The sequence below is a fragment of the Vibrio sp. T3Y01 genome, assembly GCF_013114525.1.
Lineage (GTDB): Bacteria > Pseudomonadota > Gammaproteobacteria > Enterobacterales > Vibrionaceae > Vibrio > Vibrio chagasii_B.
In genome coordinates, this window is record NZ_VTXJ01000008.1 from 64,198 (window position 1) to 81,935 (window position 17,738).

The window sequence follows — 17,738 nt, forward strand, 5'->3', positions numbered from 1 at the left end:
AAGAACTGTTTATGTAGGTAAGACGAGCGTTAAGTAGAACTAGGCCTGGGTAAATTGGCGAATTTCAGACACAAAAAAGCCCACACTAGGTGGGCTTTTTTGCTTGTTCCTAAGAACGAATAATGGTGCGTCCGAGTGAACTCGAATCACCGACCCCCGCCATGTCAAGGCGGTACTCTAACCAACTGAGCTACGGACGCACAATGTTCTTAATCTTCTTTATGACGATTGTGACTAAATCAAAAGCCGCTACTTTGACAAAAAGTAACAGAAGGAATGGTGGGTCCGGGCGAACTCGAATCGCCGACCCCTACCATGTCAAGGTAGTACTCTAACCAACTGAGCTACGGACCCATTCCTTAAGAACGAGGAAGATATTAACGACTGATGTATTGTGGCGCAAGTGGAAATTACACTTGAATCAACCGTTTGCTCTTATTCGCATCAATACGTTGATTTTTTAGACGTGAAACAGAAATAAACTTGAGTTAGGTCACACTGAGCCTGTGCCCTACTCTTTGTTATTCCTCTTCGACATCGAACACAACATTGTAGTTTTCGGTATAAGTACAGTTCGGTTGACGGCTACAAGTAAAGAAACGTCGTCCTTTGTAGTCACCTTGGCTAGCCAGCTTGATGATCATCGGGCTACCGCACTTCTTACAGAATCGAACCTCCTTGGCAGGCTCGATCAGATCGATATGTGTCGCGAGCAATCTCTTCAAACGGCTCACTTGGTAACTGTGTTTTACTGAAGCACCAATGAGTGGCAAACCAGCAGACTTACACACATGGATAAGCAGCTTCTCTCGATCCACTTTGCCTTTATTTAGCTCTTTACCATTATCAAGCTCGATGATCACGCGCGGTTCCAACGTTCGTGGGTCACAGACCACAAAATCAAAATAGCTACGAGAGATCTTGTTATTCGCGATAAACCAATTCTTCTTGGTGTTCGTTTTCGCAGGCGCCAACACATTCGACATGTTCACTTTGGCAAACACGACACCGTGAGTGCCAACCGCCGTGGTCAGCGCATTATAAAACGCGGCTTGTTGCATGTTGAGCAACGCCCCTCTCTTTTGATACGCGTGGTCTTTGGTGTCGTCATGTTTAAATACGTACTTCTGGATGAAGTAAAAGAAGACAACAAGCACTACTACAACGATAAATATATTGGTCATTTCTAAGTACAGTTAAGGGAATACGGAGATATAGAGAGTTTGTAGCGTAAGTAGAAAACAACAAACAGGCAAGAAAAACAGAATCAGTTGTTAATGGTAATCACGTGCTTTTAATGATCTCAGCTAGCTAAGTGCTTGATTGTAAATTTTAGTGGCTCGACACAGCTCAACAATTTGAATATTCTTCTACGATTCAAGCCCTGAATTGATCTAGATCAATTCCCAGCGTTTTGTGATCAATTAGCCTAAAAAACGTTAGCCAAATGTTAATAAGGAAATTGATATGGAACTCAAACAAGACCCAAGATGTTATACCGACGTATGTGTAGATGGTAAATGGTTCCACTATGATCACTGCGGGACTCAAGCCTATATGCTCAAAGGTGGAGCTTCAGCAGTAATCGAACTTGCTAAAGAGCCAAGCACTGAAGGCGAGCTGGTTGAGATGCTACAAGGTATAGCGAAGTAACCCACCTAAATAACATAACCCAGTTACATAGCTAAAGACGCTAATCGCCCCACACCTCTCTTTCACATTTTTGTATCAGCGATAGCAACACTTAAAGCCATTCTATCTAATCAAGATCAGAGTGGCTTTTGTTTATCTTGCGTTTACTGACTACCCGGCCATTTTGTAAAAGCCAACAGGTTATACCAAACTTAATCGCCCTGAAGGCTATAAATATAAAATTACGAGATAAGTGCAAAATTTAAATCTAAGTTTTCCACTATTGAGCAGTTCAATATATAGAATGATATTTCATATAGAGGTATGCTTTACTTTGATTTGCAGTTAAAGGCTCTCATAGAATGGCTAAGCGCAGTAAGGTCGACACCTGTCGAACTATCCAACTCATCCTCGATACCAGCTGTCACCAATTACTCACAGTCGGATATCAAAATATGTCTTATACCACGCTCAGCCAAGCGACGCAGATATCCAGAACAGGGATTAGCCACCATTTCCCTAAAAAGACTGACTTTCTGATCGCCCTGGAAGGACGATTCTTAAAGCTTTTAGTTGATCATCTGACGATTAATGAAGGAAGTGATGCGTTGGAACTGTCTTGGCAGAAAGCACTTCAAAGCAAAGAGTTCACAGCTATTCTTAGGTTGGTATTTCATCACTCAGTTATCCGTTCTGAAGCGTGTTATTTCTCTCACCGTTTGATGAGTAATCTTAGCAAAGTGATCAGTTCCCATCTGGGACCACAAGCAGAGAGGCAAGTCGAATACCTACTGGGAGTCAGCCTCGTTCATATAGCAAGGCACAGTCAGATATAGAGATAGTCTTACTACATGGAGCTCACTGCACTAACCACTCTATTTCGACCAGATTCTTTTGCTTGGTACAGCGCATCATCGGCGACTTTAAGGTGCTTTTTATAGGTATCGCGATTGAGCTGATCATTCGCAATACTCACCGAAGCGCCAATTGAAGTCGTGATGTCTAAAGGCCCCGACGGCGTATCGATCGGGGTTTGTGCAATCGCCAAGCGGATGATGTCTAACTGCTGCTGTGGGGCCAGAGAGCCAGAAAGCAACAACACAAACTCTTCTCCTCCCCAACGAGCAACCACATCATTTGAGAATAGGTGTTGTTGGATGCGTCTCGCCACTTCCACCAGCACTTGGTCACCGACATCATGTCCATGAGTGTCGTTCACTTGCTTAAAATAGTCTAAGTCCAAGATAGCTAAGCTGGTGCCAAATGAGTTACCGTTAAATGGCGTAGAGCTCGTCAGCAGCTTTTCTAAATAGCGTCTGTTGTACAAACCTGTGAGTTCACACGTGGTAGATTGAGCTAGCAGTGCATCGTTCGTTCTTTGAATTGTTCTCAGTCTCACCATTAATAAAACCGCACTGATACCCACCATGATACCTAACGCCACCACAATACGATTTCTTAGTTGCTGTTTTTCGAGCAATAGCTCGTTGAGGTCTTTCTCAGTATTGAGTAATTCATTCTCTTGAGCAAGCGCCGTGGTTGCATAATCTTGTTCTAAAAGGAAAATGTCACTCTGTCGCTTGTCAAAGAGCAGCGCTTTGTTACCGTGGTAATACTGTTTGAAATAATCCAATGCCGTTTCTAGATCGCCCTTAGATTCGTAGTATTCTCCAAGCGTTTTAAGTGCTAGAACTTTCCAACTACGACTGCCGACTAACTCAAACATGGCAAAAGCTCGCTTTAGGTCATCCAATATCGCTTCGTCTTGGTTGAGGCCTATTTTTGCCAAGGCGCGATTCAGATAACACTGACCGTTCTGTAGCGTGTATTTTTCAATACCGGTTGAAGCAAGGCACTGGTTGGCAACAGTAAGTGCTGCGTTTAAGTTTCCTTCCGCAAGCAGCACTTCACTGTACGCTCTTAGTACGAGTATTTTATATCGATTGCTCACTTTATCGCTGTTGAGCGCTTCTGCCTTTTCATAAGCAATACGACCGTTGATTAAATCACCACTACTTAAGTAACTGAACGATTCGTTGATATAAAGGATGCCAATAGCTTCATCTTCAAATAGGCCACTGTCAAAATAGAGCTTTTTGGCTTTTTCTAGAATGCCTAGTGCTTTCGGCCAATCTTCTAAGTAGATGTAAAGCAAAGCCATGTTCGACATGAGCTTGCTGTTATAAATATGCTTTGGGTACTTCTTCCCTAGTTGTAACCCTTTATGGAAGAAATACTGCGCATCTTGAAGGTCATTACGCACATTATTAATTGCACCCGCCGTGTTGTAAGCTTTGACCAATAGCTCATCGTAACGAATCGACTCTGCAATCCCGATAGCGGAACGAATCTGAATTTCAGATGCTGCAAGGTCGCCCTCTTTAAGATATTCAATTGCAGATTCAACCAATGACTGCGATTTCAACCACAACATACCTTCTTGTTCAGCAAGGTTGTTGATCTCGTCTAAATATCCCATCACCGCTTTAGTGTCTTGCTGATGTTGCGCCACGTTCGTCAATATCATAAGACGGTACGCTTTGTAGATGGCCAAGTCTCTTGTTGGATGCAGCCGAGGTAGTTGAGCCAGCGCTTTATCAGCGAATAGGGGATCGCTTCGAGACAAATCGAGAATATGAATTAGCTTTTTTCCATATTCTGTTTTAGAAAGTTCTTTTTCTGGGGTGTAAACAGCGGGTTCGTTGACTTGAGTGTTAGTCAAATCCACATCGTTGATTGGATACAGCAGAAAGAAGCCTAGAACAGCACTCATTGTAACAACAAGCAGGAATGACCCTAATACATTGTTTTTATTCATTTATAAGTGCCATTATCAGTCGCATAGTTCTCTTACTATTTGCGCAGTTTTCTTAGTTTCTGCATAGTTAATTCCGGTTCGCAGTATACCCGAGCAATATACAGATTAAAATGTTGTCAACTTATAGAACTGGATCTTGTTTTTCTCATAATCTGAAATAATCAGGCGGTTTTCTTGATTTAACTCAGGCAATCATCCTACAAAAAGGCGTTATAGTGATTTTCCTGTTCCTATAGCCGTGACTTCTAAGGAAAGAGCGGAAACATAATGAGAATTAACAATGACCCAAATTAATGAACAACGTCTAGTCGACCATTTCTGTGATCTTGTGAAAATCGATAGTGAATCACGCAACGAAAAGGCAATTGCAGAAGCACTCGCTGAGCAGTTAGGCGAACTAGGGTTTGACGTTCACAAACTGGCAGTTCCTGAAGAAGTATCCAATGGCTTCAACATTTACGCGCGTTTAGACGGCACCCTACCGGGTAGCACGGTATTCAGCTGCCACATGGACACAGTAACACCGGGTATCGGCATTGAGCCAATCATCGAAGATGGCATCATCCGTTCAAAGGGCAACACGATCCTTGGCGGCGACGACAAGTCTGGCATTGCGGCTATCATGGAAGCCGTTCGCTGCATTCAAGCTGAAGGTCAGGCACACAAAACAATTGAAATTGCATTCACAGTGTTCGAAGAAGGCGGTTTATTCGGTTCTTTGAACTTCGATATGTCTTACATTCAATCTGAGCACGCTATCGTTCTTGATACAGGCGGCCCAATCGGCACTATCGTAAACGCAGCACCAGGCCAACAAAAAATCGTTGCTACGATCAAAGGTCGCCCTGCTCACGCTGGTCTAGCACCAGAAGAAGGCATCAGTGCAATTCAAGTAGCAGCAGACGCTATTACTAAGATGAACCTACTTCGCATCGATGAAGAAACAACTGCGAACGTGGGTATTATTGAAGGCGGTCAAGCTACTAACATCGTTATGCCAGAACTAAAAGTGGTTGCGGAAGCGCGCTCTCTTAACGGCGAAAAGCTAACTGCACAAGTTGAACACATGATCTCGACATTCGAAGAAAGCGCAAAACAATTCGGTGCTGAGGTAGAAATCGAATCAACTCGTGCTTACGATGCATTCGTTATTGCAGACGATCATCCGCACATTCTTTCTATCAAATCAGCGTTTGAGAAGCTTGGCGTAACAGCAAACACCAAACGCACTGGCGGCGGTAGCGATGCAAACAACTTCAATGCGAAAGGTCTAACTACGGTTAACCTATCTACTGGTATGGCGAAAGTACACACCACAGAAGAGTACATTGCAGTGAAAGACATGGTTGCTATCACTGAGTTTGTTGTGGCTTACGTAACACAATAATCTTACTTCTAAGCTAGATAAAGAATGTCACCTAGCTAATGTCAAAAAGCCGAGTTCTATAAGACTCGGCTTTTTTGTAGTTCAAATTTGTCTAGAAGTTCGAGGCTAAAACCCCCTGCGCTTCCAGAACTGGCCTTCGTCTTTTGCTACTAGGTCGAATGTCTTGTCTGCGATGATGTTGCCTTTGAGTTCGACCGTCATGCGCCATTTACCAATCTTGTTTGAGACTGGCGCCCAAATGGTGTCGCCTAGGTAGAAATCCCAATCGTTATTGCCGACGTACTCTTCACCATCGAACGGCTCAAGCACTTCGCCTTTGTCAGTTGTGATATCCGGGTGATAAATGCAGTAACGGATTTTTTCGCCTTTGGCTTTTTTGATATTCAAGATATAGCCAAACTCGACGTCGATTTCAGCGTCAACGGTGGTGGTAAACTCTTGTATTTTAGGTAGGTCTTTAGACTTAGAATCCCACGTGGTGTAAATACCGTAAGAAGTCATCTCTACGACGACAGAGCGTTTTGCCATTTCAATCGTTACCTTGGAATTGTTTTGTTAGTTTAATACGAGGGGTTACCCAGTCTATAGAGTGACATCAGAGTAGAGCTACTCTTGCCAATCTCTCGCCATGCGCTTGAGCACTGATGGTTCAATGTCGTGAATAGTGCCGTAGTTCTCTCGGCAAACTTCAATCACTAAATCCGCCTTGTATTTAAGCGCGAGTTGGCGATAAGCCTTCATTTCCCAGTGCTTGATGAAGGTATTCGATACAACGACATCTTTCCCTTTCTTAAGGCCATTTTCAGCGGTGTTTTGGCACCACTCATGGGCCTGTTGTAGCTGTTTGGGGTCAAAACAGTACTCACCTTGCTCATTAACAAAATACATATCAGCTTCGACATGCAAGGCGTCATAAGTTTTTGCTTTTGTTGACTTACCCGAACCTGGCAGCCCTCGAATGAGTATTAACTTCATTGATGTTTTTCGGCTTAAATCAAAAACATGAGTTTATCGTAAATAGTAGAGTGTTGCTCTTATTACTGCCGATATCAGCAATCAATCACACTTGTACATTGTCTATGCATTGTTAAACAGAGGCAATAACCATAAGGCGACTAAGTGCTCTCTTGATAAAAACACAAATAATTTACAACTATCCATTTTGTATATCGACAAGCGCATCAAACTATTATAGATTTAGAAGTATAGACGTCTACATATCTAGCTTAGGGAGAAAGCTGTGCCTATTCGCATTCCAGACCAATTGCCAGCGAGCGATGTTCTTCGTGAAGAAAACATCTTTGTTATGCCGCTATCAAGAGCATCGACACAGGAAATCCGTCCACTTCGAGTCTTGATCCTCAACCTAATGCCGAAGAAGATTGAAACCGAGACTCAATTCTTACGCCTACTATCCAATAGCCCGTTGCAAGTGGATGTTGAGCTGCTTCGAATCGATGATCGTCCAAGTAAAAATACACCGACCGAGCACTTGGATAACTTTTACCGTCAATTTGAGATGGTCAAAAACCGTAACTTTGATGGACTGATCATCACTGGTGCGCCACTGGGCTTGGTTCAGTTTGAAGATGTTATCTACTGGGACCACCTAAAAACCATCATGGAGTGGGCTAACAAGCACGTTACCTCGACTCTCTATGTGTGCTGGGCTGCTCAAGCGGGCCTGAAACTGCTGTATGACTTACCGAAGCGTACTCGTAAAGAGAAGCTGTCTGGCGTTTACAACCACGAGATTCACAACCCTTACCACCCTATTCTTCGTGGTTTTGATGACACCTTCTTAGCGCCACACTCTCGTTATGCGGATTTCTCGCCAGAGTATCTAGCAGAGCATACCGACCTTGATGTGCTTGCAACTTCAGATGTCGCTGGTGTGTATCTAGCATCAACCAAAGACAAGCGAAACGTATTTGTGACTGGTCACCCTGAATACGATGCACATACACTTCACAATGAATACATCCGTGATTTAGGTGAAGGCATGGAGCCAGTCATCCCTATCAACTACTACCCGAACAATAACCCAGACAACAAACCGGTCGCGAGCTGGCGCAGCCACGGTCACTTACTGTTCTCAAACTGGCTAAACTACTGCGTTTACCAACAAACGCCTTACGATTTGGATCACTTCAGCGAAGAGAACTTCACCAAAGACGATTAACTATTCGCTATTTAGTCAGTAAAAGAAAGCTGCGTACAATAAACTGTTGATTCGTTTAACGATGAAAACAAGCCAGTTGTACGCAGTTTTTTTATGGAGAGTGGGTCGCATTCCACCATAGATTTACCACCTTATGTTTATCAATCTCATATGATTGTCTGGTGTTCATAAGGAGCTTCACATGCCTGCCAAGTCATTGTTTTCAAATCCCCTATTCTCAGCTCTGATTGCATCTCTCTCATTGGTTGGCTGTGTCTCTGTAACAAAGGGACCACCGAAAATAGAAAGCGACCCGATTGCGATGTCGGAATCTCGCATTGAATTAGGTTTGGGTTACATGGGTCAAGGCAATATGGTCAGGGCTCGTGAAAACCTAGAGCTTGCTATCAAACACGCGCCAAGCTACTACCGCGCTCGACTCTCTATGGCACATTATTATGAACAAGTGGGCGAAGTAGACGAAGCAAGATCAACCTACCGAAAAGCGCTGAGCCTCGATTCGAGAAACGGGAATGTATTGAATAACTACGGTACGTTTTTGTGTAAACAAGGCGAGTATGAGCAGGCAGATAAGTACTTTAACCGTGCCATCGATCAGCCCTATTATTATCTAGTATCTGCCAGCTATGAGAATGCGGGGTTTTGTGCTTTTAAGGCAGGTAATACAGAACAAGCCAAGTACTACTTTACCCGCGCCATTGACCATGACCCGAACCGGGTAAAGTCGATATTGCAGCTATCCAAGATCGAAGTGAGTGAAGCCGATTACAACGACGCTAGGCTTCGCCTGTTCAAGTTCCACCAACGATATGGCTATCAAGTTCCATCGCTTCAAATATTAATCGACCTCGAGCAGAAAGCAGGAAACCACGCGCTTGAGAAGAAGTACCAAAGTAAATTGGATGAATTGCTCTCTGCTTAGGCACTCAAAAATATAAAACGGGCTTGTTGAATGAACAACAAGCCCGTTTTTATTTAAGAAAGTTAACGTGACTCTCTAACTTTGAAGTGTGAACCGTTATTTAAGCGCGATCCACTCTTGTCTTTGCGCGTCGTCCATAAAGGTCCATGCTACAAAGCGGCTCACTTTCTGGCCTTGAGACATCTCAACCACTTTCACTTGTTTCGCTCTCAGCTTGCCTAGCTCAGAACGAATCATATCGACGTTGTCTTTCTTCGAAATCAGCGTTGTGAACCACAGTACTTGCGTTGCAAACAATTGGCTCTCTCTTGCCATTTTCATGATGAATGCCGCTTCACCACCTGGACACCATAACTCTGCTTTTTGGCCACCAAAATTTAAGGTTGGCTTATTTTGCTTAGCTTTTTTCGATTCAGGTTTGAACGTTTGGCCTGCTTTCTTAGCTCGGTTTGCCGCTAGGTTGTCTAATTTACGCTGTGACCCCTTTTCAGCTTCTTCTAGAGAGCTATGGAATGGAGGGTTACAAATAGTGACATCGTAACGCTCATTATCCTTGATCACACCCTTAAAGATAGATTCAGAGTCCGCTTGCAAACGTGCTTTGATCTTACCTTTTAAATTAACGTTACTTTCAGCAATGAAATTCGCAGCTTTCACTGACACAGGGTCAACATCGCTACCCGTGCAACGCCATTTGTATTCCGTGGTACCGATAATTGGGTAGATGCAGTTAGCACCAACACCGATGTCTAGCGCTTTCACTGACTGATGGTTGTAAGCTTCACCTTGACCATCGCTATTAAGGATGTCTGCCACTCTGTGGATGTAATCAGCTCGACCAGGAATTGGCGGACATAAATAACCGGCAGGAATATCCCAGTGCTTAACACCATAGTGATGCGCCAGTAGCGCCTTATTGAGTAGTTTAACCGCTAGTGGATCAGAGAAATTGATCGTGTCTTCGCCTACTGGATTCTTAACTAAGTGTGATTTTAGCTCTGGTAAAGCAGCGACCAATAAATCAAAGTCGTAACGTCCTGAATGTTGGTTTCTTGGGTGTAAACCCGCAGCTGGCTTTACGGTATTCTTATTGCGTGATGCACCACCAGTGCGCTTCGATCCAGCTGGCTTTTGAGAGCCGCTCGATCTTTTGGGTGCGTTCTTATTAGAAGTGCCTTTTTTAAAAGGAGCTTTGCCCTTCCCGCCTTTATTGTTGCTTGGTTTCGCAGAAGCTCGCTTAGCTTTGTTCTGTCCAGTCGCTTTTGAATCCGCACTGTTACGGTTTTTATCAGAAGCACTGTTTTTTGATAGGCTTAGCGTGGTTCTTTTTTGTGATTGGCTCATTGGGCTACTTCTTTAAATCTAAATAAATCATGAACAAACGGGCATCCAACTCTAATTGATGATATTCCGGTTCCATGTGACAGCATAGTTGGTAAAAGGCTTTGTCGTGGTCTTTCTCTTTGATGTGCGCCAGTTCATGTACCACCAGCATTCTCAACAAAGGCTCAGGGGCATTACGAAATATACTGGCGATACGAATCTCATTCTTCGATTTGATCTTGCCACCGTGGTTCTTGGCGACATAAGAGTGCAAACCTAATGCATTGTTGATTAGGTGAATCTTGCCATCATAAATCACTTTACTAATGGGTGGTGTTTTCTTCATATAGCGATTTTTAATCTCAATCGCATAATCAAACAGGGCTTTCTCGCTTTTTATTTCATGATTCTTTGGGTAACGAGCTTCAAACCACGGCACCAATTTACCTGACTCAACAAGCTGAGTAACAGGATCGATAATGTGTTTAGGATAGCCTTGAATGTAGCGTAATGAAGGATGCATGCTGAAAGACCGTACAAGTTGCGTCACATCAAAACGGTGTGACGTCGAAAATTGAGCCGCATAGTGTAACTGATCACACTTTTCTAATCACCTAGGATTCGTTACACTTTAACGAGATTCACCAAGAGCTAGACTCAAAAAGAGACTGTAAAGATGAAACGTGTTGTATTGTACGTGGCAGACAAATGCCCGCACTGTAAAGATGCCCAAAGATATTTGGACTCTAAGAAGATTGTTTACCGCTTAACGAATGCGAAGATGCAACGCGGCCGTAAAGAATTACAAGCGATGGGCGCTCGCTCTATCCCAGTGCTTAAAATCGGTGACCAAATTATGGTCGGATGGAACCAAAAGAACTTCGATAAGATGTATAACTCAAAAAACACTTAACACTATTTAAGTTGCTATACCTCTTTACAACAAAGCCCGAATATCTCACCTAAGATATTCGGGCTTTGTGTTATCAGTATCGGAAACCAAGGTCTACCTTTCCCTTTTCGCCACTATCCTTTTACCTTCAGAACGCCACTACAAGACGCGCATCTGTATTTCTCTTTTATACCGAGAACTTTGTCGACTGATGTTCTACGAACTCTAATGAGCCTTCGTTCTTTACACTTACATTTCATGGAGCTAGGGTTGCCTAATTGATTAATTTAAAGGCAGATAATATCTCCCAGTCACCACTTGTTAACCATATTGTAGGGCACACATTTTTCACAGAATAATATAATCGACGAATTAATTTTCAAACGGGCTCATTACTCTTATCTCAATACCTAGCCCTTTATTTTAAAGACAGTATCGCACTTGCTGCATTTATATCGACCCTTGATTCCTAACACTCGGTCGAGAAACGTTCTACGAATTCGTATTAACGTTTGCTCCTTACACCCACATTTCATAGTCCCTCACTACCTACTCAAAAAGTACTAGTATTATTTAACGGGCATGCATACCAAGTAAATTAGAAACTGTTAATATCCGCGCCACGCATAGTGATATGCGTCGCATAAATCCATGAAAAATGTGACATTAGTCCCAAGTATTTACAGGGTTAATATCTTACTAATCACACATATTGTTTAACGAAATCGATAAAGGTTCGGTCGGCCTTAGACAAATAGCCCTCTTTTCGCCACGCCAAAGATAGATTAAGTTTTACAGGGTCTTTAAATGGCACTCCAACCACGTCGTCCTCATACTCTGTTACCAAGCTAAGCAGTGCGGTAATGGCGAACTCGCGCTTTACAATAGAAAGAATCATTGGCAGCAAGTTAGTCTCGAATGCGATAGTCATATCTAAATCGTATTTTTTGCAGGTCGCATCGATGAAATCACGATGGAAATACCCTGATTTAAACATGACCAACTCTTGCTCAAAAAACTCTTCAAATGTGATGAATGACTGTGACGCCAATGGGTGTTCTTTACCGACAACGGCTAACATTTCAGAACTGAGCAAATGGTCGGTTTCTAGGTCATCCGGTACATTTTCATGATTGATAACACCGATATCGAGTTCGCCGTTCAATAGCATTTCACGAATCGATGCTGTGCCCGCATCAATCAACGTCAGCTTGAGGTTTGGGTACTGGCTTTTAAATGCCATAACGACTTGAGGGAAGAAGTAACTCCCCATCATACTTGGCGCGCCTAAACGTACCTCCCCTTTTTCCAAGCCTTTCAATTCATTCATCGCCAACTCTGCATCATCAAACTGCTGCGCGATACGCTTGGCATGCTCAAGCAGTACTTTCCCTTCTTCGGTTAGAGTGACCGATTTATCTCCACGTCGGAACAAAATCAAATCAAGTGTTTGCTCGAGTTTTTTAATGGATATGCTCAAGGCAGGTTGAGCGATATGTAAGGCTTTGGCCGCTTGGGTAAAGTTGCCAAACTGAGCTACGGTGAGAAAATGTCGAAGGGGTTTTGATTCAAGCATGGTGATATATTAAATATATGGAGATGATATTTTTAATATATTTCTTTAATCATCATTGTGCTGATAACTTGTTCACAAATAGCTTAACTCCTCGCATAGGCACAAGATAAATGTTCGATAAAGGCAGTACTCAATACAAACAGATCACTCAATCATTAGCGATTGGTTCATTTATCATTTTCTGTAATCTTTATGTGTTTCAACCTATCTTGCCGCACATGGCTCAGCACTTCCAAGTGTCTGAAACCCAAATCAACTGGCTATTTGCTGCAACCACACTTGGGTTATCAATTAGCTTAGTACCGTGGGCTATCGCTTCAGAGTCATTTGGTCGAAAGCCTATCATCCTATTTAGCCTTTTTGCGATTCCAGTAATTGGTTTAGGCATGGCATTCACCACGACGCTGTTACAACTCGTTATTGCTAGAGCATTGATGGGAATTGCGGTCGCCGCTTTTGCTGGTGTTGCTGTCGCCTATATGGTCGAAGAGTTAACACCCAAAGCCTTTGCAGTCGCGATTGGTGGCTATATTGCTGCCAACTCATTAGGGGGTATCTTTGGCCGTGTGTTAGGCGGCTTGCTGACAGATTATTTCGATTGGCACGCTACCGTGCTGATCTTTGTTGTGGGCTCGCTATTAGGCGCTTTATTTATTGCCTATCGACTACCAGACCAGCAAAACTTCAAGCCGCAAAAAGGGCTGTTCTTTCATCATAATCGCTCAGTTGTGATGCATTTACGCAACCGTACCTTGTGGCTTGCAATGTTGATTGGTGGAGCCAACTTCGCTCTGTTCGTTAACCTGTATTCCGTAATGGGCTTTAGATTGGTATCCGAGCCTCACTCCGTCCCTGTTGGCTTAGCATCACTGATCTTTCTCTGCTACCTGGCAGGTACCGTCAGCTCTAAGCTGTCTAACAAATGGACGCTACGTTTCGACCCGTTAAACGGAATTCTATTAGGTGTATGTATCAGCTTGCTAGGAATGCTGGTCTCCGCAATTGATGACATTCCGTTCATGCTTGCAGGGTTATTGCTGATAAGTGGCGGAGCTTTCTTCTCGCACACCCTAGCCTACTCTTGGGTCAGTCAAAAAGCGCCAAGCGCCAAAGCAACAGCAACCGCGCTCTACCTCGTACACTATTATATTGGTGGCAGCTTGGGCGGGTTTTTACTCTTATACTGCTGGCAGTTATTTGGTTGGAATGGCGTGATTGCGGGAGGTTCTGTCTTCTATGTCGCGATATTTGCTTGGGTCTACCAGCTGAAACAACGTCAAGTAGCGACATCTAAACTCGCAGAGGCATAGAAACAACAGCATTTTCGAGACAATTAGTGCTTTTGATTAACAACCGTTCTGATATCCTACGCAAAATTTCATTTCGGAACCTGTTATGTCGAACACTCAAAACACTGATCTTCAAACCATCCATGACCAAGTAAAACAGTGGTTAGACGATGTTGTTATTGGTCTAAACCTGTGCCCATTTGCAGCAAAGCCACAACGTAATAAGCAGATTAAGATCTTTGTGAGTGAAGCGGAAACCGAAGAAGCGTTGCTGGAAGACATCATGACGCATTTTGTTGAACTCGATAACACGCCAGTCGCTGAATTAGAGACGACTCTGGTGGTTGTCCCTAACATGCTGCAGGACTTCTTCGACTACAACATGTTCATTGATTGGATTGAAGCTTTGATCAAACAGCAAGATTGGGAAGGGGTTTATCAAGTGGCGACCTTCCACCCAGATTACTGCTTTGGTGGAGCGGATCCAGAAGACGATGAAAACTTAACGAACCGTTCTCCATACCCGGTTTACCATTTGATTCGTGAAGCGAGCATGGAAAAGGTGTTGAAGCATTACCCGAATCCTGAAGCCATTCCAGATACCAACATCGCTCGAGTTGAATCGTTAACACCAGAAGAGCGTCGTAAATTGTTCCCGTACTTGTTTAGTTAATCACTTAGTATTCCCCTGCAGCAGTAACTAAGTGCCTTTTTGCTGATGATATGGACGAGACACAAACTGATCTCGTCCATTGTCTTTGGCAACATACAAACACTCATCAGCTACTTTAATCAGTGAATCCAACGCTGACATTCGTTCATTGCGTGTTTCACCAGCACTTAATTCGAAATGGCAAGCGCCAATAGAGATAGTGATAGGCGTTCGATCTAGAGTGATTTTTTTGACTTCTTCTAGCAAAGTAGCGAGTTTATCCTCGACACAGTTTGAAGCAATATTGGGATACCAAATCACAAACTCTTCACCGCCAAAGCGTGCGACAAACTCCCCTTCCTGAGCATTACTACTTAATACATTGGCCACTTTCTTCAGGACAACATCACCCATTTGGTGACCATAGCCGTCGTTTACTGACTTAAAGAAATCAATATCAACCACCGCTAACGTTCCTTTGCCTAAAGAACCCTTAAGTTGCTTTACTTCTGCGTTTAACGTTTTAAATAAAAAGCGTCTGTTGGGTAAATGCGTCAGTGGGTCATAAAGCGCCTGATACTCGAGTTTTTCGTTTAACTCTTGTAGTTTTCTCTCTTGCTGCCTGCGAACAAGCTCTACTTCAATCCATGAGGCCATCAGCTTCATCACATCGATATCAAACTCTTTAAACTCGCGGTAGTAAGGATTACCACTCGAAAAGTTAAGCGTGCCGTAGAGTTCTTCATCAACGAAAATAGGGATACCAATATATGACTCTAAGCCGAAGGATTGATAAGCAGGGTGTCTCGCATAGGTGTTGTGTTCGCCACAATGCTCAATGCAAATCGGACCGTTTGATCTGCATGTAATTTCGCAGTAAGTCGAACGGTAATCGAACATATCTCCACTTTTCAGGTCAACGCCTTCAGGTGTGACACAGTGCTCGACCAAGTAAGTATTACCGTCCACTTTTGACAAGATACCAATATCCAAATCAAAACGTTCGAGCCCCATAGCGAGCAGCTGAGCGATCTGACTATCGAAGCCTTTTCGATATTCATTGGTAATTTGATACAAGCGGCGTATAACAATTTCGCTTTCACTAGCTTGGTGCATAACGATATCCCACTGCTGCCTAAGTGAGTGACAACATTAATATTTCTAATATAAACAAGAGTAAAGAGTAGAAAAACATAATAATCAATTGATTTGTGTGCAAAATACCTCATTGGTCCTATGAATAAAAGTCGCGTTCTTCCACTTTGCGTTAGCACCCCATTCCTACCTTTGTTAAAATGGTCCATTAACGAAACAGAATGGATAGGAATATGAACCTTTCTCAACTAAACCAAGAAATCTACGATCACCTTTACCGCGACATTGAAGAGTTCCGCAGTACTTTTGATCTGCCGGTTGCTGCTCCTGAAACAATGGACGAAAAAGGCGATACGCTACATACATCTCTAGCGATCGAAGAGCTAACAGAACTTGCAGAAGCGGACTCAAAAATCGAACAAGCGGACGCTATTGTAGACAGCGTTTATGTTTTGATGGGACGTTTGGTTCACCTTGGCCAATCCAAAGTAGAAGACAACCTAGCGATCAGCTACTTAATCGACTTACTGTTGAACGTTGCCAAAAACCGTTCAGTTGACTTCTTACCTTGCTGGGACGAAGTACACTCAAGCAACATGAGCAAAGTATGCCGTAATGAAACAGAATACGCAGAAACAGAAGCATTCTATGCTGAGCAGAACATTAAGCTAATGGCGGTTCAAAAAGGTGAATACATCATTGCTAAATGCGCTGAAGATTTTGTATCGGAAGGTAAAACGGTTCGCCAAGGCAAAGTACTAAAATCGGTACACTACCGTCCTGCGAACCTTGAGCCTCTTACAGCTTAAGTAAAGTTAAAACTGAAGCGCTTCAAAGCATCAGTTGACTGAAATAGAAAACGCCACGTTATTGTAACGTGGCGTTTTATTATCTATTGGATAACTCTGGCTGTTTTAACTGTAGCCGTGGTTAGAAGCCGAGCGCTATACTAGTCGAGCCATGTGATAAGCCGCCACATATTCGCCATTTCTAAAAGCGAACCCTGCAGACTCCCCCTCAATCACGAAGCCAAACTTCTTATACAGGCTGATCGCTCGTTCGTTATCGGTATAAACGGTCAGTTCCAGTCGTTTGATGTTAATCCAGTTATCACACAAGTCGATCGCCGTTGCGAGTAACTGGCTACCTACACCTCTGCCTAACACATCGTCTTTAACACCCATACCAAAAGAGGCGACATGACGCCTTCTTGGATTTACACATACTTCCAAGCCTAAGTTGCCAACAATTTCTCCATCCAATAACGCGACATAAGAGTACACATTATCTGGAACATTTGAGATTCGTTTTTGCCAAGTTTCCAGAGATGGATTTGGGAGTTGCAGCGTACCGGTATAAGCATTAGTGCATTCGTAAACTTCTTTTATTCCCTTTGCATCTGACGGTTCAGAGCGTCTCACTACAATACTCATCGCAACTCCTACTGTTATTATTTTTTACTAAATCTAAAGTACACTTTTTATGTGCACCTAGACACACTATCAAATAGTAAATATTTAACAATAGGTTAGATAAAATTCTTTAAATTTAACAATTTAGTCAGCAAATATACAGGCGAGAGGGTCTTACCTTTGAACAAGGTGATATGCTTTGTTGATCAATCGCGTTCACACTGAACGAGAAGAACGGTAACATCATTCGATTTGAATTGTTCTGCCAACTCAGCACCTTGTTGATTACATTGCTCTAGAGACTGAAATTGCGTTTCAACATCCAGTTCAGCAGTGTTCGTATTGCCGCCCATCATTAAGCTTAAAATAAGTGTCAGTTCGTACATCAGTTAGTCCTCTCTCGAATTTTGGGTAGTGCGTGCTGAGTTCAGCCTTGGCTCGCTTGTTTCGTTAGAAACCACTTTAGTCGTTCACTCAATAAGAGTTTTACCATTTTGTGCCAAAAGATAATAAACGCCTCCAACAAAAATGGCGCTACATCTCTGTAGCGCCATTTAC

The 17,738-nt window shown here is 43.1% G+C and carries 19 protein-coding genes and 2 tRNA genes; 9 read left to right on the forward strand and 12 right to left on the reverse strand.

All coding sequences use genetic code 11. The annotated features are described in order from the left end of the window. Positions 1–123 precede the first annotated feature (123 nt). The 3 genes from F0232_RS10745 to F0232_RS10755 form a co-directional block, all read right to left on the reverse strand. A tRNA-Val gene (locus tag F0232_RS10745) sits at positions 124–200 on the reverse strand. A 77-nt stretch (positions 201–277) separates the two neighbouring features. Beyond that, a tRNA-Val gene (locus F0232_RS10750) sits at positions 278–354 on the reverse strand. Positions 355–521: 167 nt separating this feature from the next. Beyond that, on the reverse strand, positions 522–1,184 hold the full coding sequence (locus F0232_RS10755) for a DUF2726 domain-containing protein (RefSeq protein ID WP_061031453.1): 663 nt from the start codon (positions 1,182–1,184) through the stop codon (positions 522–524). Between the two features lie 283 nt (positions 1,185–1,467). Here F0232_RS10755 and F0232_RS10760 point away from each other — a divergent pair, with 283 nt between their 5' ends. Further along, positions 1,468–1,653, forward strand: coding sequence for a hypothetical protein (locus F0232_RS10760; protein WP_008217595.1), 186 nt, complete (start codon positions 1,468–1,470; stop codon positions 1,651–1,653). 341 nt (positions 1,654–1,994) lie between these two features. Continuing rightward, positions 1,995–2,468 (forward strand): TetR family transcriptional regulator, encoded by a 474-nt coding sequence (locus F0232_RS10765; RefSeq protein WP_171750772.1) that lies wholly within the window; start codon positions 1,995–1,997, stop codon positions 2,466–2,468. 11 nt (positions 2,469–2,479) lie between these two features. Here the strand turns inward: F0232_RS10765 and F0232_RS10770 are convergent, their stop codons facing one another. Continuing rightward, positions 2,480–4,450, reverse strand: a complete 1,971-nt coding sequence (locus tag F0232_RS10770; RefSeq protein ID WP_105057030.1) for a GGDEF domain-containing protein — start codon at positions 4,448–4,450, stop codon at positions 2,480–2,482. 280 nt (positions 4,451–4,730) lie between these two features. Here F0232_RS10770 and F0232_RS10775 point away from each other — a divergent pair, with 280 nt between their 5' ends. Then, a complete protein-coding gene (locus tag F0232_RS10775) occupies positions 4,731–5,837 on the forward strand; it encodes a M20/M25/M40 family metallo-hydrolase (protein WP_105057029.1) in 1,107 nt (368 codons plus the stop codon). 105 nt (positions 5,838–5,942) lie between these two features. Here the strand turns inward: F0232_RS10775 and F0232_RS10780 are convergent, their stop codons facing one another. Together F0232_RS10780 and F0232_RS10785 are read right to left on the reverse strand one after the other, a co-directional pair. Further along, entirely contained in the window at positions 5,943–6,365 is a 423-nt protein-coding gene (locus F0232_RS10780; protein WP_105057028.1) for a DUF3859 domain-containing protein, read from the reverse strand. Positions 6,366–6,443: 78 nt separating this feature from the next. Continuing rightward, on the reverse strand, positions 6,444–6,812 hold the full coding sequence (locus tag F0232_RS10785) for an AAA family ATPase (RefSeq protein ID WP_008217580.1): 369 nt from the start codon (positions 6,810–6,812) through the stop codon (positions 6,444–6,446). 265 nt (positions 6,813–7,077) lie between these two features. Between F0232_RS10785 and metA the strand changes: the two genes are divergently transcribed. Both metA and pilW read left to right on the forward strand, forming a co-directional pair. After that, entirely contained in the window at positions 7,078–8,019 is a 942-nt protein-coding gene (metA, locus tag F0232_RS10790) for a homoserine O-succinyltransferase (RefSeq protein ID WP_061031457.1), read from the forward strand. A 181-nt stretch (positions 8,020–8,200) separates the two neighbouring features. Then, positions 8,201–8,941 carry a type IV pilus biogenesis/stability protein PilW gene (pilW, locus tag F0232_RS10795; protein WP_105057027.1) on the forward strand — a complete coding sequence of 247 codons (741 nt, stop codon included), beginning with the start codon at positions 8,201–8,203 and terminating at the stop codon, positions 8,939–8,941. 96 nt (positions 8,942–9,037) lie between these two features. Here pilW and rlmF read toward each other — a convergent pair whose 3' ends face one another. Continuing rightward, on the reverse strand, positions 9,038–10,285 hold the full coding sequence (gene rlmF / locus F0232_RS10800) for a 23S rRNA (adenine(1618)-N(6))-methyltransferase RlmF (protein WP_105057026.1): 1,248 nt from the start codon (positions 10,283–10,285) through the stop codon (positions 9,038–9,040). 4 nt (positions 10,286–10,289) lie between these two features. Next, on the reverse strand, positions 10,290–10,787 hold the full coding sequence (locus F0232_RS10805) for a M48 family metallopeptidase (protein ID WP_105057025.1): 498 nt from the start codon (positions 10,785–10,787) through the stop codon (positions 10,290–10,292). 153 nt (positions 10,788–10,940) lie between these two features. Between F0232_RS10805 and F0232_RS10810 the strand changes: the two genes are divergently transcribed. Then, a complete protein-coding gene (locus tag F0232_RS10810; protein WP_004741645.1) occupies positions 10,941–11,177 on the forward strand; it encodes a glutaredoxin family protein in 237 nt (78 codons plus the stop codon). A 682-nt stretch (positions 11,178–11,859) separates the two neighbouring features. On the opposite strand, the gene F0232_RS10815 is transcribed toward F0232_RS10810, so the two are convergent. Further along, positions 11,860–12,732, reverse strand: coding sequence for a LysR family transcriptional regulator (locus F0232_RS10815; RefSeq protein ID WP_105057024.1), 873 nt, complete (start codon positions 12,730–12,732; stop codon positions 11,860–11,862). A 110-nt stretch (positions 12,733–12,842) separates the two neighbouring features. Here F0232_RS10815 and F0232_RS10820 point away from each other — a divergent pair, with 110 nt between their 5' ends. Then, positions 12,843–14,042: an MFS transporter gene (locus F0232_RS10820; RefSeq protein WP_105057023.1), complete on the forward strand. Its 1,200-nt coding sequence runs from the start codon at positions 12,843–12,845 to the stop codon at positions 14,040–14,042. An 85-nt stretch (positions 14,043–14,127) separates the two neighbouring features. Then, entirely contained in the window at positions 14,128–14,694 is a 567-nt protein-coding gene (locus F0232_RS10825) for a DUF1415 domain-containing protein (RefSeq protein ID WP_061031463.1), read from the forward strand. Positions 14,695–14,721: 27 nt separating this feature from the next. On the opposite strand, the gene F0232_RS10830 is transcribed toward F0232_RS10825, so the two are convergent. Continuing rightward, the gene (locus F0232_RS10830; protein ID WP_061031464.1) at positions 14,722–15,789 is read right to left on the reverse strand and encodes a sensor domain-containing diguanylate cyclase; all 1,068 of its coding nucleotides are present in this window, start codon (positions 15,787–15,789) and stop codon (positions 14,722–14,724) included. Between the two features lie 212 nt (positions 15,790–16,001). On the opposite strand from F0232_RS10830, the gene F0232_RS10835 reads away from it, so the two are divergent. Then, positions 16,002–16,577 (forward strand): nucleoside triphosphate pyrophosphohydrolase family protein, encoded by a 576-nt coding sequence (locus F0232_RS10835; protein WP_105057022.1) that lies wholly within the window; start codon positions 16,002–16,004, stop codon positions 16,575–16,577. A gap of 135 nt (positions 16,578–16,712) precedes the next feature. On the opposite strand, the gene F0232_RS10840 is transcribed toward F0232_RS10835, so the two are convergent. Both F0232_RS10840 and F0232_RS10845 read right to left on the reverse strand, forming a co-directional pair. Then, positions 16,713–17,201: a GNAT family N-acetyltransferase gene (locus tag F0232_RS10840; protein ID WP_008217559.1), complete on the reverse strand. Its 489-nt coding sequence runs from the start codon at positions 17,199–17,201 to the stop codon at positions 16,713–16,715. 185 nt (positions 17,202–17,386) lie between these two features. Beyond that, positions 17,387–17,566: a hypothetical protein gene (locus tag F0232_RS10845; RefSeq protein ID WP_105057021.1), complete on the reverse strand. Its 180-nt coding sequence runs from the start codon at positions 17,564–17,566 to the stop codon at positions 17,387–17,389. Between the last annotated feature and the right edge of the window lie 172 nt (positions 17,567–17,738).